General features: G+C 72.4%; 12 protein-coding genes. 2 read left to right on the forward strand and 10 right to left on the reverse strand.

The features are described from left to right. Positions 1 to 37 precede the first annotated feature (37 nt). The 6 genes from HLI28_RS14990 to HLI28_RS15015 form a co-directional block, all read right to left on the reverse strand. Positions 38 to 397, reverse strand: coding sequence for an RNA-binding S4 domain-containing protein (locus HLI28_RS14990; RefSeq protein ID WP_171248383.1), 360 nt, complete (start codon positions 395 to 397; stop codon positions 38 to 40). A gap of 71 nt (positions 398 to 468) precedes the next feature. Next, positions 469 to 2,835: a beta-xylosidase/alpha-l-arabinosidase gene (locus HLI28_RS14995; RefSeq protein ID WP_171248404.1), complete on the reverse strand. Its 2,367-nt coding sequence runs from the start codon at positions 2,833 to 2,835 to the stop codon at positions 469 to 471. 116 nt (positions 2,836 to 2,951) lie between these two features. After that, positions 2,952 to 4,685, reverse strand: coding sequence for a family 43 glycosylhydrolase (locus HLI28_RS15000; RefSeq protein ID WP_171248384.1), 1,734 nt, complete (start codon positions 4,683 to 4,685; stop codon positions 2,952 to 2,954). A gap of 76 nt (positions 4,686 to 4,761) precedes the next feature. After that, on the reverse strand, positions 4,762 to 5,646 hold the full coding sequence (locus HLI28_RS15005) for a carbohydrate ABC transporter permease (RefSeq protein WP_369810849.1): 885 nt from the start codon (positions 5,644 to 5,646) through the stop codon (positions 4,762 to 4,764). Then, positions 5,643 to 6,668 carry a carbohydrate ABC transporter permease gene (locus HLI28_RS15010; RefSeq protein WP_171248385.1) on the reverse strand — a complete coding sequence of 342 codons (1,026 nt, stop codon included), beginning with the start codon at positions 6,666 to 6,668 and terminating at the stop codon, positions 5,643 to 5,645. The genes HLI28_RS15005 and HLI28_RS15010 overlap by 4 nt, the downstream gene beginning before the upstream one ends. 8 nt (positions 6,669 to 6,676) lie before the next feature. Next, positions 6,677 to 7,969: an ABC transporter substrate-binding protein gene (locus HLI28_RS15015; protein WP_171248406.1), complete on the reverse strand. Its 1,293-nt coding sequence runs from the start codon at positions 7,967 to 7,969 to the stop codon at positions 6,677 to 6,679. Between the two features lie 200 nt (positions 7,970 to 8,169). Between HLI28_RS15015 and HLI28_RS15020 the strand changes: the two genes are divergently transcribed. Beyond that, the gene (locus tag HLI28_RS15020) at positions 8,170 to 9,237 is read left to right on the forward strand and encodes a LacI family DNA-binding transcriptional regulator (RefSeq protein ID WP_343035864.1); all 1,068 of its coding nucleotides are present in this window, start codon (positions 8,170 to 8,172) and stop codon (positions 9,235 to 9,237) included. 26 nt (positions 9,238 to 9,263) lie between these two features. Here HLI28_RS15020 and HLI28_RS15025 read toward each other — a convergent pair whose 3' ends face one another. The 4 genes from HLI28_RS15025 to HLI28_RS15040 form a co-directional block, all read right to left on the reverse strand. Beyond that, a complete protein-coding gene (locus HLI28_RS15025) occupies positions 9,264 to 9,920 on the reverse strand; it encodes a response regulator transcription factor (protein ID WP_171248386.1) in 657 nt (218 codons plus the stop codon). Then, positions 9,917 to 11,422: a sensor histidine kinase gene (locus HLI28_RS15030; RefSeq protein ID WP_171248387.1), complete on the reverse strand. Its 1,506-nt coding sequence runs from the start codon at positions 11,420 to 11,422 to the stop codon at positions 9,917 to 9,919. Before HLI28_RS15030 ends, HLI28_RS15025 begins: the two co-directional genes overlap by 4 nt. Further along, positions 11,398 to 12,609, reverse strand: coding sequence for a phosphotransferase (locus HLI28_RS15035; RefSeq protein WP_171248388.1), 1,212 nt, complete (start codon positions 12,607 to 12,609; stop codon positions 11,398 to 11,400). The genes HLI28_RS15030 and HLI28_RS15035 overlap by 25 nt, the downstream gene beginning before the upstream one ends. 80 nt (positions 12,610 to 12,689) lie before the next feature. Then, the gene (locus HLI28_RS15040; RefSeq protein ID WP_171248389.1) at positions 12,690 to 13,064 is read right to left on the reverse strand and encodes a hypothetical protein; all 375 of its coding nucleotides are present in this window, start codon (positions 13,062 to 13,064) and stop codon (positions 12,690 to 12,692) included. Positions 13,065 to 13,277: 213 nt separating this feature from the next. Between HLI28_RS15040 and pgi the strand changes: the two genes are divergently transcribed. Next, positions 13,278 to 14,987 carry a glucose-6-phosphate isomerase gene (gene pgi, locus HLI28_RS15045; protein WP_171248390.1) on the forward strand — a complete coding sequence of 570 codons (1,710 nt, stop codon included), beginning with the start codon at positions 13,278 to 13,280 and terminating at the stop codon, positions 14,985 to 14,987. Positions 14,988 to 15,014 lie beyond the last annotated feature (27 nt).

Genomic DNA, 15,014 nt, shown 5'->3' on the forward strand with positions numbered 1-15,014 from the left:
GGGTCAGGACCGCTTCGCGCGGGTCAGGACGGCCGGACTACCGCCGTCCTCCCCGGAGCCTGTCGATCTCGCGCCTCTCCTTCTTGGTGGGCCGGCCGGCACCCCGCTCCCGCAGGCCGACCGCGGCCCGCTCCGCACGCGTCGGCACCGGCGGGCTCTGGTCCTCGTAGGCCTTGACCGCCAGCGGTGCGCCGACGCGCTTGGGCAGCAGCTCGCGCACCACGACGATGCGCTGGCGCAGCGGGTCCTGCCAGGTCACGCGGTCGCCGACCTGGACCTGCGTGGCCGGCTTGGCGACGGTGCCGTTGACGCGCACCTTGCCGGAGCGCAGCGTCGAGGCCGCGACCGACCGGCTCTTGAAGAGCCGGACCGCCCACAGCCAGATGTCGATCCGCATCCGTCCACTCTGCCACGTCCTGCCTCGCGCGAATCGGTCCTGACCCGGCAGATTCAGTCCTGACCCGCGGGTCAGGGCTCGCGCACCACCACGACGGTCGCGACCCGGGCGTCGGCACCGGTCACCGCGTGCACCGGACCCGTGAGGTCCACGCGGGACCGCGGCGTCGCCGTCCCGGGCACCTGACGCTTGGCGGCGACCCGCTCGTTCCGGATCGCACCGCCCGTCACGTGCCGCAGGTCACCGGCCTCGCCCGCCACGGCAGCGGCGTGCGACCCGACCCAGACGTCCACCGCTCCCGGCTCGACCACCCGGTCCAGACGCCGGTCGCTGAACGCGAACCGGGCCGTCGGCACCGAGAAGGCGACCTCGACCGACTCCCCCGGCGCGAGCGCCACCCGTCGGTACGCCAGCAGCTGGGCCACGGGCCGAGCCACGGACCCGACGAGGTCGTGGCCGTAGAGCTGCACGACGTCGGCGCCTGCCACGTCCCCGGTGTTCGTGACCCGCACGGTGGCGGACAGCGTCCCCGCGGTGGCCACGGCCGGGTCCACCCGGAGCTCGTCGTACTCGAACGTCGTGTACGACAGCCCGAAACCGAACGGCCGCAACGGCGTGGAGTCCGTGGAGGTGACGTCGCTCGGGCCACCGAGCACGGGGTGCAGGTAGGAGTACGGCTGCGCCCCGGCCGACCGCGGCAACGACACCGGGAGCCGTCCGGACGGGGTGACCGCACCGGTCAGCACCCCGGCGACGGCGGGACCGCCCTCCTCGCCGGGGAAGAACGCCTGCACGACGGCCGCGGGACCGCGGTCACCGTCCAGCGCCCAGTCGATCGCGTAGGGCCGACCGGACAGGACCACCATGACCACCGGGGTCCCGGTGGCGACCACGGCCTCGACCAATTCCCGCTGCACGCCGGGCAGGTCCAGCGACTCGACGTCGTTGCCCTCCCCGACGGTGCCCCGGCCGAACAGCCCTGCCTGGTCCCCGACCACGACCACGGCCACGTCGGCCGAGGACGCCGCGGCCACCGCCTCGGCGAACCCCGAGGTGTTCTCTCCCGCGACGTCGCAACCGCGGGCGTGCACGACGTCCGGACAAGCCGCCCCGGCGGCGGTGAAGGCGTCGCCGACGGACTCCAGCACGGTGGGGATCTCGAAACCGAGCGGGCGCTCGGGGTGGTGGGCGAGCACGTGGTTGGCGAACGAGTAGCAGCCCATCAGCGCGTCGGCACGGGCCGCGTTCGGGCCGACGACCGCGACCCGTCCGGGCGCCTTGGTCCAGCGGCCCAGCGGCAGCACGCCGTCGTTGGACAGCAGCACCACCGACTCCTCGGCGAGCCGCCGCGCCACCTCACGGTGACGTGGCGAGTCGAGGTCGACGTCGGCCGGCGGCTCGTCGGCGAACGCGTCGGGCTCGAGCAGTCCCAGCCGGTCCTTCTGCGCCAGGACGCGGAGCACCGCCCGGTCGACGAGAGCCTCGTCGACACGGCCGTCGCGCACCGCGGCCGTCAGCGGGTCGAGGAACGCGTCGCCGGTAGGCAGCTCGACGTCCACCCCGGCCGCGAGCGCCGTCGCCGCGGCCTCGCCGCGGTCGGCGGCCACCCCGTGCATCACCTCCAGGAACGCGACCCCGAAGTAGTCCGCGACGACCACGCCGTCGAACCCCCACCGGTCCCGCAGGACCCCGGTGAGGTACTCGTCCGAGGAGTGCAGCGGCACGCCGTCGATGTCGTTGTAGGACGCCATGACCGACCGGACGCCGCCGTCACGCACCGCCATCTCGAACGGCGGCAGGTAGACGTCGGCGATCTCGCGCGGACCGGCCGAGACCGGTGCGTGGTTGCGTCCGGCCCGCGACCCGCTGTACCCGACGAAGTGCTTGAGGGTGGCGTGCACCCCTGCTCCCTGCAGGCCGCGGACGTAGGCCGTGCCGACGGTGCCCACCAGGTACGGGTCCTCGGCGATGCACTCGTCGACACGCCCCCAGCGCGGGTCCCGGATCACGTCGAGCACGGGTGCCAGGCCCTGGTGGACGCCGAGGGAGCGCATGGACTCGCCGATCAGGGCGCCCATCTCCGCCACGAGCTCGGGATCGAAGGCGGCACCCCAGGCCAGCGGTGTCGGGAACGTGGCGGCCTGCCAGGCCGCCAGCCCGGTCAGGCACTCCTCGTGCACCAGCGCGGGGATGCCCAGCCGGGTCTCGGCGCGCAGGCGGCGCTGCTCGCCCCACAGCCACCGGGCGCGCTCCACGGGGTCGACCGGCCGGGTGCCGTAGACCCGGGTGTAGTGACCGATGCCGTGCCGGGTGACGTCGCCGAGCCGGTCGGCCCCGGCCTGCCCGGCCGCCATCTCGTCCTGCAGGGGGGCCACGACGTCGCCGCCCTGGTCGAGCCAGTAGCCCGCGAGCTGGGCCACCTTCTCCTCGAGGCTCATCCGCGCGTGCAGCGCCACGACCCGGTCGGAGGCGTGCGGCGCCGCGCCGGGCGTGCCCGGGCCCGCGGTGTCGGCGACGGTCTCCGACCCGTCCTGAGCGTTCGGCTGGACGTGGGTCACGGTCGGTCTCCTTCGGTGGACACGAGCTCGGACTCGAGGCTGCCTGCGGCGGCGTGGTGCGTCGAGAGCGACGTGGTGGTGGTCTGGTGGCGCGGGATGCTCCCTCCCGCGGGGTGATAGGCGAACCGGACGCGTACCGACCCTGCGGCCGGTCTCCCGTCGCTGGTGGCGAACGCACCGATCCACAGTCCGAGGAATCCGCCGGTGGTGACCGTGTCGAGCCAGCGGGCATCGGCGGTCGCGACGTGGTGCTCACGCCCGGGGCCGTCCGGCGTCGGTGATCTGTGGAACAGGTCGACGTCGGTGCCCCGTGCCCTCATGCCCAGCACGATCCGTCCGGCGTCGGCGGCGACGGAGGCGTGGCCCATCGGCTCACCGCTGCCCGGAAGGGCGTCCGCGCGGGGGTCGGCACGCCCCGGGACGCCCTCGCCGTCGGCACCGGCACGTCGGCGGGCGCGGACGACGAGCCGGCCGCCCTCCGGCGTGACGTCGAGCGTCACGTGGTCCTGCTCGGACTGCCGGAGCACGAGGCCTGCTCGTTCGCCGACCTGCAACGCGGCGACGTCCAGCTCGAGCGTGACGTCGACGTCCTGGTGCTGCTGGCGAAGCCCGACGAAAGCCGGCACGCCCGGCTCGCCGAGGCCGTCCGCCCGGACCGGGAGGTGCCACCCGTCGCCGTCCGGCGCGGCGACGGTGGCGGGCAGGGCACGCAGCGCCGTCCACCGCCGGTCCGACGGGGCGACGACTCCGGGCCGGCCCTCGGGGTTCCACCCCGAGGGGGCCGCCGACGCACCCGGTACCTCGACCTCGCGAGGCACCATGCCGACTCCCGGCGCGAAGACCGGCCACCCGTCCTCCCACACCACCGGCACGAGGAACGTCTCCCGGCCCAGGGGGTAGTGGTACCCCCCGTAGGTACGCATGGCGAGCAGCACGGCGAACCAGTCGCCGTCGGGCGTCTCCACGAGATCGGCGTGCCCGACACCCACGACCGGGTGGCGCCTGCCCAGATGTCGGTGGGTCAGCACCGGGTTGCCCGCGTTCCCGACGTACGGGCCGGTCACCCGGTCGGCGCGAGCGACCGAGACGGCGTGGTGGAACTCCGTCCCGGCCTCCGCCGCGAGCAGGTAGTACGTGCCGTCCACCGTGAACAGATGTGGCCCCTCGGCCCAGACGGCGTTCGTGAGCGCACCGTTCCAGACGAGGTGCTCGGGCCCGGTGAGCCTCATCGACGTGCGGTCGAGCTCCCGGATCCACACCTCGGTCTGGTCGTGCCATTCCGCGCGGTCCGGTTCGACCAGACGGGTGCCGTGTATCCAGACCCGCCCGTCGTCGTCGAAGAACAGCGACGGGTCGATGCCGCGCTCGTCGAGCCAGATCGGGTCCGACCACGGTCCTGCCGCGTCGTCCGCGAGGCACACGAAGTTGCCGCCCCGCTGGTCGTCGTTCTGGTCCACGAGCGTGCACACGACCCAGAACCGCTCGCCGTCGTGACGGATCGTCGGAGCGTAGAGGCCCCCGGACGAGCGGATACCCCCCAGGTCCAGCATGCCCTCACGGTCGACGACGTGACCGACCGTCTCCCACGTGACGAGGTCACGCGAGCGCATGACGGGGAGTCCGGGCAGGTACTCGAAGGTCGAGCAGACCAGGTAGTACCACTGCCCCACCCGGCACACGCTGGGGTCGGGATAGCAGCCCGGCAGGACGGGGTTGCGTACGAGCGACACGGAAGTCCACCTCCACAGGACGGGGTGCGAGGACGACGTCGGGGCGTCGCCGGGACGTCGTTCTCGCGGGCCGGGCTCAGCCCTTGATCGCGCCGGTGAGTCCGCCGACGATCCGCTTCTCGAAGAGCGTGAAGAACAGCAGCGCCGGGATCATCGACAGCGAGGTGAACGCCAGCACCCGGGCGGTGTCCACCGAGTACTGCGACGCGAAGTTCGCCACGCCCAGCGGAAGGGTGAACGTCGCGGGGTCGCTGAGGATGAACAGGGGCAGCATGTAGTTGTTCCAGGCGTTGATGAACGCCAGGATGCCGACGGTGATCACGCCGGGCATCGACAGCGGGACGACCATCCGCCAGAAGAATCCGAGGCGGCTCGCCCCGTCGATGCTCGCCGCTTCCTCGAGCTCCTGAGGGATCGCCCGCAGGAACGGCACCAGGATGATGATCGTCACCGGCAGGGCGAACGCGATCTGCGGAAGGATGATGCCCATCAGCGAGTTCGTCAGGCCCAGCATGCGCACCATCAGGTACAGCGGCGTGATCGCCACCGTCATGGGGAACATCAGCCCGGCGGCGAACAGGGAGTACATGGCTCCCTTGCCGACAAAGTCGTACCGGGCGATGACGAACGACGCCATGACGCCCAGGACGACGGTGCCGACCGTCGTCGCGAGCGCGGAGATCGTCGAGTTCACCATGGCGACCCAGAACTCGCTGCTGGCCAGGACGTCGGTGTAGTTCGTGGTGACCCACGGCGACGGCAGCCCCGACGGGTCCTCGGTGATCTGCGAGTTCGTGCGGAAGCCACCGAGCACGATGTACAGGACGGGTCCCATGCACGCCGCGATGAGCACGACGGCGATCAGGTAGGTGGCCGGGCTGCCCCACGCGAACGCCGTGGAGTGGCGCAGGACCTGCGGCGACGTCTGCGGGCGAGTGGGCGAAACGGTCGAGGCGCTCACTTCTTCCTCCTCTTCCGGCCTGAGTTTCCGGTCACCGCGCCCTCGGTGTCGCGGCGCAGCACGAAGCGCTGGTAGAACAGCGCGACGACCAGGGAGATCATGAACAGCACCACGGCGACGGCACTACCGAACCCGTAGTTCCCCGCCAGGTGACCGTTGAGGTACATGTAGGTCGCCATCGTCGACGTGCCCGCCGTGGCGGCGACGTACTGCCCCCAGATGATGTTGACCAGGTCGAACAGCTGCAGCGCCCCGATCATCGACAGGAACGCCCAGATGCGGATCGTCGGTCCGAGCAGCGGCAGCGTGATGCGGAACTGCTGCTGCCAGAACGAGGCGCCGTCGATGGCGGCGGCCTCGTACAGCTCCTCCGGGATGGACTGCAGACCGGCCAGCATGAGGATGACCGCGAAGCCGACGTACTTCCACGTGAGGATGAGCATGAGGGTGCCCATGGCGATGTTCGGGTCGGCGAGCCAGCTCTGCTGCAGGTTCTCCAGACCGATCTTGGCCAGGACCGTGTTCACCGCTCCGGTGTCGGACATCATCAGCGCCCAACCCGTGCCGACGATGACCTCGGAGATCACGTAGGGGACGAAGATCAGCATGCGGATGACGGACCGCCCGCGGATCTTCTGGTTCATCAGCAGCGCGAACAGGATGGCCACCGGGCCCTGGATGACCAAGGACAGGACGACGATGATGAAGTTGTGGCGGACCGCGTCCTGGAACGTGGGATCCGTCAGGATCGAGACGTAGTTCTGCAGGCCGGCGAAGTCCGTCGGCGGGCCGAAGCCCTTCCAGCGGAAGAATCCGTAGTAGGCCGCCATGACCACCGGCACGATGACGAACGTCAGGAAGACGAGGATCGCGGGGCCGGTCAGGAGCGTGATCTCTGCGCGTTTGCGCCAGTCGGCCCCTCGCCGGGACGGCTCGGCCGCCGGCTGTGCCGCAGGGGGCGGCGTGCTGCCGCCCCCTGCGGCCGAGGGACCCTCAGGCGCCATGACCTGTGAGTCGGACATCGGTGCGATCACCCGCGCGAGGCGGCCGTCTCCATGGTCGAGACGATGCCCGCGGCGTCACCCTGACCGGCCAGCAGCTCCACGACGGCCGTGTTCAGCGCGTTGCCGACGTTCTGGCCCAGGACGGTGTCCATCCAGGTGCTGACGTAGGCGGCGTCGTTGTACGCCTCCATGATCGGCTGGAGCGCCGGGTCCTCGACGACCTCCTGGGCGTCCTGGTTGGCCGGGATGGTCTGGTACGCCTCGGCGTACTGCTCCTGCTGGTCCTTCGTCGCGATGAAGTTCAGGAAGTCCTCGCACGCGGACGGGGAGTCCTGCGAGCAGCTGAAGCCGTCGACGCCGCCCATCATCGCCGTCGGGTCACCCTCGCCACCCTCGACCTCGGGGAACGGGAACCACCCGAGGTCGTCCAGCGGCTGCTGGTCCGGGGTGAGGGAGGCGATCACACCGACGTTCCAGCCACCCATGAGCTCCATGGCGGCCTCGTGGTTGGCGATCAGCCCGGCCGACGACCCCGCGCCCTCCTGCGGATCGGTGGTCAGGAAGCCCTCGTGGAACGGCTCGGTGGCCGCGAAGTCCTCGAGGTCCTGGCCGGCGCGGAGCCAGCACTCGTCCGAGAAGTCCGCGGACGTGGACAGGCTCTCGATCGTCTCCTGCGAGCACTCGCGCAGGGCGAAGAAGTAGAACCAGTGCGCGGCCGGCCACGCGGCCTTCGCGCCGAGCGCGATCGGCTCGATGCCGGCGTCCTTGAGCTGCGCGTCGACCTGCTCGAGCTCGTCGATCGTGGTCGGGGTGCCCGAGACGCCGGCCTCGTCGTAGAGGTCCTGGGAGTAGAACATGCCGCCGGGCAGGACGGCGAGCGGCATCGCGTAGTTCTTCCCGTCCACGGTGAAGGCGGACAGCGCCGCGCCCATCGTGTCCTTGGCCTCGTCGCTGAGCGTGCCGGTCAGGTCCTTCACGTTGCCGCTGGCGACGATGTCCGCCAGCTTCTGCCCGCCGCGGGCCATGAAGACGTCGGGCATGTCGCCGGAGTTGACGGCCGTCTGGAGCTTGCCGTCCATGTCCTCGTTCTGGATCGACTGGATCTCGAAGTCCACGTCCGGGTGCTCCTCGGTGTAGGCCGCGGTCGCGTCCTCCCAGTACTGCTTGCCCGGGCCCGTGGTCGAGTTGTGCCAGACGGTGAGCGTCACCGGACCGCCCTCCTCGGCGGAGCCGCCCTCGTCACCGCTTCCGCAGGCCGTCAGCGTGCCCAGGCCCATGACCAGGGCGGCCGTGACCGCGAGCGACCTTCGCGAACGCATCTTCATGACTGATCCTCCTCGTCGAGAATGCCTACCGCTGGGGGTGTTCCCCACGACGGCACCTGAACCCGCACCTGCACGGGTGTGGCCAGCCCCTAGCGTTTCCGACGGACGCATCGTTCGTCAAACGTTTTCGATAACGATTTCATCACCGCCTTCCGTGGCTCGTCACCCCGGGCTGCGCGGGATACCGTCTTCCTGTGAGCACCGCCGCCGACCCGTCCGCCGCGGGTCCCAGGACCAGCCCGCCCGCCGGACGGGTGACGATCTCCGACGTCGCGCGCGTCGCCGGCGTGTCGGTCGCGACCGTCTCGAAGGTCGTCAACAACCGCTACGGGGTCGCCTCCTCGACGGCGGAGCGCGTCCTCGCCGTCGTGTCCGAGCTGGGCTACGAGTCCTCCCTCGTCGCCCGCAGCCTGCGGCGCCAGTCCACCAACGTGGTCGGCGTGCTGGTGGCCGAGTTCGAGCCCTACTCGACCGAGCTGCTCAAGGGGATCTCGTCGGCCGTCGGCGGCACCGGCTACGAGCTGCTCGCCTACAGCGGCGGGTCCGACGGCGGAGTGCCCGGCGGGTGGGAGCGCCGATCGCTGTCCCGGCTCGCCGGCACCCTCATCGACGCCGCGATCGTCGTCACCCCGACGATGGTGATGTCGGGCGCCTACGGGGTCCCCGTCGTGGCCATCGACCCGCACACCGGCCCCGAGGGCACCCACACCGTGGACTCCGACAACGTCACCGGTGCGCGCGAGGCCGTCGAGCACCTGCTGGGACTCGGGCACCGGCGCATCGCGCACCTGGGCGGACGCACGGACCTGCAGTCCGCGCGGCTGCGCGAGCTCGGCTACCGCCAGGCGCTCGAGGCCGCCGGCATCGACGTCGACCCGGACCTGGTGCGGGTGGGCGGCTACCGTCCCGACACCGCCGACACCCCGGCGCGCGAGCTCCTCACCGCGACCGGGGACGCGCGGCCCACCGCCGTGTTCGCCGCCAACGACCTCTCCGCGATCCACCTGATGGAGGTCGCCGCCGAGCTCGGCATCCGGGTGCCGGAGGAGCTGTCCGTCGTCGGGTTCGACAACGTCCCCGAGTCGATGACCACCACCCCGGCGCTCACCACCGTGGCCCAGCCGCTGCACCAGATGGGGGCCGAGGCGCTGCGCATGGTGCTCGACCTGCTCCACGGCACCCCCCGCGACCAGCACCTGCGCCTGCCGACCTCGCTCGTCGTCCGCGGCAGCACCGCCCCTCCCCCTCCGCCCGCGAGGTAGGCGGCGGAGGTCTCCCTCCCGACGGGTCAGACGAGCCGGTAGCCCATCCCCCGCACCGTCTCGATCCGCTCCGTGCCGATCTTCCGGCGCAGGTAGCGCACGTACACGTCGACCACGTTCGACCCCGGGTCGAAGTCGTAGCCCCACACCCGCGACAGCAGCTGCTCGCGCGAGAGCACCCGTCCCGGGTTGCGCAGGAACACCTCCGCCAGCGCGAACTCCCGGGCCGACAGGTCGACGGACCGGCCCTCCACCGTCACACGGCGGGACCCCAGGTCGAGGCCGAGACCGCCGTGCTCCAGCACCTCCTGCTCGGCACGTCCCGGGTCCCGCAGCCGCAGCCGGATGCGGGCCAGCAGCTCCTCGAACCCGAACGGCTTGGCCATGTAGTCGTCCGCACCGCCCTCGAGCCCGGTGACCCGGTCGGTGATGGAGTCCCGGGCGGTGAGGATGACCACGGGCATCGTGGACCCGGAGCCGCGCAGCCGGGACAGCACCTCGAAACCGTCGACCTCCGGCAGCCCGATGTCGAGCACCATGAGGTCGTACTCGCCGCTGAGCGCGTGCTCGACGGCCGACGCGCCGTCGGAGACCACGGTCGGGACGAACCCGTGGGCCCGCAGCCCCTTGCGGACGAACTGCGCGATGCGGTCCTCGTCCTCCGCCACCAGGATCCTGGTCATCGGACCGTCCCCTCCCGGACCCCGCCGACCGGGCCGCCGGCGACGGGCCACGACACGGTGACACGCAGCCCGTGCTCCCCCACGCCGTCGGACGCCGGGGACCCGGCCTCCGCCGTGACGGTCCCGCCGTGCCCGTGCGCGACGGCGGCGACGATCGCCAGGCCCAGTCCCGACCCGGGGACGTCCGCGTCACCCACCCGGACGAAGCGCTCGAAGATGCGCTCGCGATCCTGCGGCGCCACACCGGGCCCCTCGTCCCGCACCCAGAGGCGGGCGGTGGAGCCGGTGACGGCGCTGCCGACCGCGATCCGCGTCCCGGGTCGGGAGAACCTCACCGCGTTGTCGGCGAGCTGCAGCACCGCCTCGGTGAGCCGCTGCTCGTCGCCGGGCACGACCCCCTCGGCACGGGCGTCCACCCGCCAGGCGCGGTCCCCCAGGGCGCGCGCCTTGTCCAGCAGGTCGTCGGTCAGCGGCCCGAGGTCGACCTCGCCGAACCGCACGAAGTCGGGGCGCTCGGACTTCGCCAGCAGCACGAGGTCCTCGACGATGCGGCTCATCCGCGCGGTCTCGTCCAGCAGCAGGGCTCGCGTCTCGGCGACGTCGTGCGGGTCGTCGGGCTCGAGCAGCTCCAGGTGTCCCCGCAGCACCGTCAGCGGGGTGCGCAGCTCGTGACCGGCGTCGTCCAGGAACTGCCGTTGGGCGTCGAAGGCCGCCGCCACCCGGTCCAGCATCGTGTTGAAGGCCCGGCCGAGCGTGGCGACGTCGTCCTCGCCGTGCACCGGGGCCCGCAGCGTCAGGTCGTCGCCGCCGACCCGCTGCGCCGTCGCCGCGAGGAGCTCGAGCGGCCGCAGCAGCCGCCCCACGACCCACCACGCCACCGCCCCGACCAGGACGAGCGTGCCGAGCGAGACCAGGGCGAAGGTCCGGCGGAGCTCCTGCTGCGAGGCCAGCGCGAGATCCGTCCCCACGCCGACGACGTAGGTGCCGTGCTCCGAGCCGTCGGCGACCTGCACCGGGACGGCGATCACGTGCATCTCACCCACGGCGGTCGGGATCCGTTCCTCGACCGCGCTCCGGGCCTGCGGCCCGAGGTCGCCCACCAGCCCCACCAGGTCCGGGTCGTCGACCACCGCGGAGGCCCACGACGGCGAGTACAGGTCGGCGTCGCCGCCGACGAAGGTCACCAGCATCTCGTCGGCGCCCGGCACGTTCCGCTCGATCGCCACCCGCAGCAGCTGCTCCACGCTGCTGAAGGGCTCCCCGGTGTCCGGGTCCACGCCCCGCTCGGCCAGGACCCGGAACTCCTCGACCTCCTGGTCGAGCTCGCCGTCGATCCGTTCGAGGACCGCCCGGGCGTGGATCGTGTCGGTCACCGCCCACGCCACCGCCAGGCCGAGGGCGGACAGCAGCAGCACCGAGAGCACCGCCTTGGTGCGGACCGGCAGCGCCGACGGACGGAGCCGCCGGCCGCGCCCGGTCACCCCGGCACGCCGCCCAGCCATCGCTCGACGGCGTCCAGCCGCCGGGAGGTCTGCAGCGGCCAGTCCGCCTCCTGGACCCGGTGCGGCCCCGTCGCCAGCGACAGCAGCACCCCGCCGATCCGTGCCGACAGCTCCACCGGCTCGACCTGCCCGGCGAAACCCGCCGCGTACTCGAGCGCCAGGGCGTGCAGGCGTTCGTTGTCCCACCCGCGCAGCAAGGACAGCGTCTCGATGTGCGCCACCAGGCACGCCAGGTCGTCGGCGCGCCGGCCCGGACCGGCCGAGTCGACGTCCAGGAGACCCGTGATGCGCCCGTCGGCGAGCATGACCTGGGCCTCGTACAGGTCCCCGTGCGTCGGCTCGTCCGGGCGCTGCCCGGCGATCCGGGTCGCGATCGTCTCGGCGAGGTGCCGTGCCCGGTCGGCCTCCGCGGGCATGGCCGCGCCGATCACCGACGCGTAGTGGCCCGCGTTCTCGCTCCACGAGGTGCGCAGCGGCAGCTCGGCGACGCTGTCCGGCAGCCGGTCGAGCATGGTGACGACCTCGGCGGCGCTCGGGACCGCTCCCCCGTCGCGGACCGCGTGCCGCATCGACTCCCCGGACAGGGGCGCGATGACGAGCAGACCGTCGGCGCTGCGTCCGAGCGGCTTCGGCACCGGCAGCCCGGCGCCGGCGAGCAGCGCGTGGCGGGCGTGCAGGTCGTCCACCTTCTCGGGGCGCACGACCTTGAGGAAGACCCGGGCCCCGGGGGTGCTCGCCTCGATGACCGCGCGGCGCGTGGGACGGTAGGCACGGACCCTCAGCGTGACGGGGCCCCGCGCGACCTCGGGCACGCCCAGGTCGCCCAGCAGGGTGGCGACCGCCTCCGCGTCGTAGGCCGTGGCCAGCGCCGGCAGCGCCGGATCGCCCGGGAACCGCCACACGGCCACGGCGTGCTCGCCGTCGTCGAGGGTCAGCACACCGGGGACCTGCTGGTCGCCCGGGCGGCCGAGCGACGCCCCGAGCGTCTCGGTGCGCACCCGCCCCGCCTCGACGCCCTCGCCCCACCGCACGCGCGCCCGGTAGGCGACGGTCGTCGACCGTCCGGGGCGGTGGTCCACCTGCCGGACCGACCAGTCGACGAGCTCGCCGCCCGCCGTCGAGACCGCGGTCGCGAGGAGCTCGGTCGCCTCCTCGCCCGTCAACAGGTCCAGGTCGCTCTGTGCCATCGGTCCATCCTCGCCAGAACCGGCGCGGAGCGCGCGCTCACCGCTCCGGTCGGCGATCCCCACCAGGACCGGCACGGTGCTCAGTCGTCGGAATCGGCCGAGTCCGCGCTCTGCACGTGCTGCGGGGAGGGCGAGGCGGTCTCCGCGCTGCGGGCGCTCTGCGTCGAGGGGTCGTCGGGCGAGTCGGAGGTGTCGACGGCGGTGGTCGAAGAGTCGGAGGACTCCGGGGACGGGTCGCTGACGTCGGTCGACGCGGGGCCGGTCGAGCCCGACGACTCGTCGACGGAGGACTCGTCGGTCGCGCCGTCCTCCGGGCCGTCCAGCGTGACGGCGTCGACGCCCCCGGACGGGCCGTCCTGGTCGCTCGTCCCGACGGCGGCGGCGCCCGCGACGCCCATGCCCAGGGCCGCGGCGGTGCCGACGACGATCCAGCGCTTCTTCACGGACGGTCTCATGGCTGCTCCCTCGAACGGTGCCGGCATCCGCTGCCTGCGGACGTGCACCATCCTTCGGCGCCGGCATGAGACCTCGCGGAGACGAGCATGAGAGTCCTCTCATCCTCCGGGCGCGACCCGCCGAGGGCCGGACGGGCCGTCGCCGTGGGCACGGGCCTCCCGGACCGCGGACCGGGCGCGCAGACGCTCGTCGCGGTCATTACGGTAGGCCTCATGACGACCTCTCCTGTCGACGCCACCACCACGCCCGCCTGGGGCGAGCTGCTCCGCCACCACCAGGAGTTCCGCGGGGACCTGCGCGGCTGGTTCGCCGCCGATCCCGGCCGCGCCGAGCGGTTCAGCCACACCACCGGGGACCTGCTGGTCGACCTGTCGAAGAACCTGGCGACCGACGAGACGTTCGACCTCCTCGTGCGTCTCGCGCACGAGGTGGACCTGCCCGAGCGCATCGAGGCCATGTTCACCGGCGAGCACATCAACGTGACCGAGGACCGTGCCGTGCTGCACACCGCGCTGCGCCGGGCCCCCGGGACGCAGCCGTCGCTCGTCGTCGACGGCCAGGACGTGGACGCCGACGTCGCCCGTGAGCTCGACAAGGTGGGGGCGTTCGCGGAGCAGGTGCGCTCCGGGGAGTGGAGCGGCGTCACCGGCAAACCGGTCCGGACGGTCGTCAACATCGGCATCGGCGGCTCCGACCTCGGCCCGGTCATGGTCTACGAGGCGCTCAAGCCCTACGGGCGCGAGGACCTCGAGGTCCGGTTCGTCTCGAACATCGACCCCACCGACCTGGCGCAGAAGACCGCCGACCTCGACCCCGAGACGACGCTGTTCATCGTGGCGTCCAAGACGTTCGGCACCCTGGAGACCCTCACCAACGCCCGCCTGGCCCGGGCCTGGCTGTGGGAGCGTCTGCACGCGGCCGGCGCCATCGAGGACGACCACGACGCGAAGCAGGCCGCGGTCCGCGCCCACTTCGTCGCCGTCTCCACCGCACTGGACAAGGTCGAGGCGTTCGGCATCGACCCCGCCAACGCGTTCGGGTTCTGGGACTGGGTCGGCGGTCGGTACTCGGTCGACTCCGCCATCGGCACCTCGCTCGCCGTCGCCTTCGGCCCGGAGGTCTTCCGGGAGCTGCTCGCCGGCTTCCACACCGTCGACGAGCACTTCCGCACGACGCCGCTCGAGCGGAACGTGCCCGCCCTGATGGGGTTGCTCAACGTCTGGTACACGAACTTCCTCGGCGCCCACACCCACGCGGTGCTCCCCTACGCCCAGCAGCTCCACCGCTTCCCCGCCTACCTGCAGCAGCTCACGATGGAGTCCAACGGCAAGTCGGTGCGCTGGGACGGGTCGCCGGTCACGACGCAGACGGGCGAGGTCTTCTGGGGCGAGCCGGGGACGAACGGTCAGCACGCCTTCTACCAGCTCATCCACCAGGGCACCCGGACCGTGCCGGCCGACTTCATCGCGTTCGCGACCCCCGCCTACCCGCTGGTCGACGCGGTCGGTGACGGCAAGGCGGTGGCGCCCGGCGCGGACGTGCACGAGCTGTTCCTGGCGAACTTCTTCGCCCAGACCAAGGCCCTCGCGTTCGGCAAGACGGCCGACGAGGTGCGGGCCGAGGGCACCGCCGAGGAGCTGGTCAGCGCCCGGACCTTCTCCGGCAACCGTCCGACGACCTCGATCATGGCGCCGGCGCTCACGCCGTCCGTCCTCGGTCAGCTCGTCGCGCTGTACGAGCACATCACCTTCGTCCAGGGCGTCGTGTGGGGCATCGACTCCTTCGACCAGTGGGGCGTCGAGCTCGGCAAGAAGCTGGCCCTGGAGGTCGCCCCGGCCGTGTCCGGGGACGACGCCGCCCTGGCGGAACAGGACTCCTCGACCCGCCGGCTGGTGGAGTTCTACCGGACACACCGGGCCTGACCTGCGGCGACGCGAACCGGTGGGTCG

The sequence above is a fragment of the Isoptericola sediminis genome (assembly GCF_013085345.1).
Taxonomy (GTDB): domain Bacteria; phylum Actinomycetota; class Actinomycetes; order Actinomycetales; family Cellulomonadaceae; genus Isoptericola; species Isoptericola sediminis.

Bases quoted from the DNA above. Each gene is read 5' to 3' on its own strand.
- HLI28_RS14990 (WP_171248383.1), bottom strand. From the start codon at position 397: ATGCGGATCGACATCTGGCTGTGGGCGGTCCGGCTCTTCAAGAGCCGG.
- HLI28_RS14995 (WP_171248404.1), bottom strand. From the start codon at position 2,835: ATGAGCCTCGAGGAGAAGGTGGCCCAGCTCGCGGGCTACTGGCTCGAC.
- HLI28_RS15010 (WP_171248385.1), bottom strand. From the start codon at position 6,668: ATGTCCGACTCACAGGTCATGGCGCCTGAGGGTCCCTCGGCCGCAGGG.
- HLI28_RS15015 (WP_171248406.1), bottom strand. From the start codon at position 7,969: ATGCGTTCGCGAAGGTCGCTCGCGGTCACGGCCGCCCTGGTCATGGGC.
- HLI28_RS15025 (WP_171248386.1), bottom strand. From the start codon at position 9,920: ATGACCAGGATCCTGGTGGCGGAGGACGAGGACCGCATCGCGCAGTTC.
- HLI28_RS15030 (WP_171248387.1), bottom strand. From the start codon at position 11,422: ATGGCTGGGCGGCGTGCCGGGGTGACCGGGCGCGGCCGGCGGCTCCGT.
- HLI28_RS15035 (WP_171248388.1), bottom strand. From the start codon at position 12,609: ATGGCACAGAGCGACCTGGACCTGTTGACGGGCGAGGAGGCGACCGAG.
- HLI28_RS15040 (WP_171248389.1), bottom strand. From the start codon at position 13,064: ATGAGACCGTCCGTGAAGAAGCGCTGGATCGTCGTCGGCACCGCCGCG.
- pgi (WP_171248390.1), top strand. From the start codon at position 13,278: ATGACGACCTCTCCTGTCGACGCCACCACCACGCCCGCCTGGGGCGAG.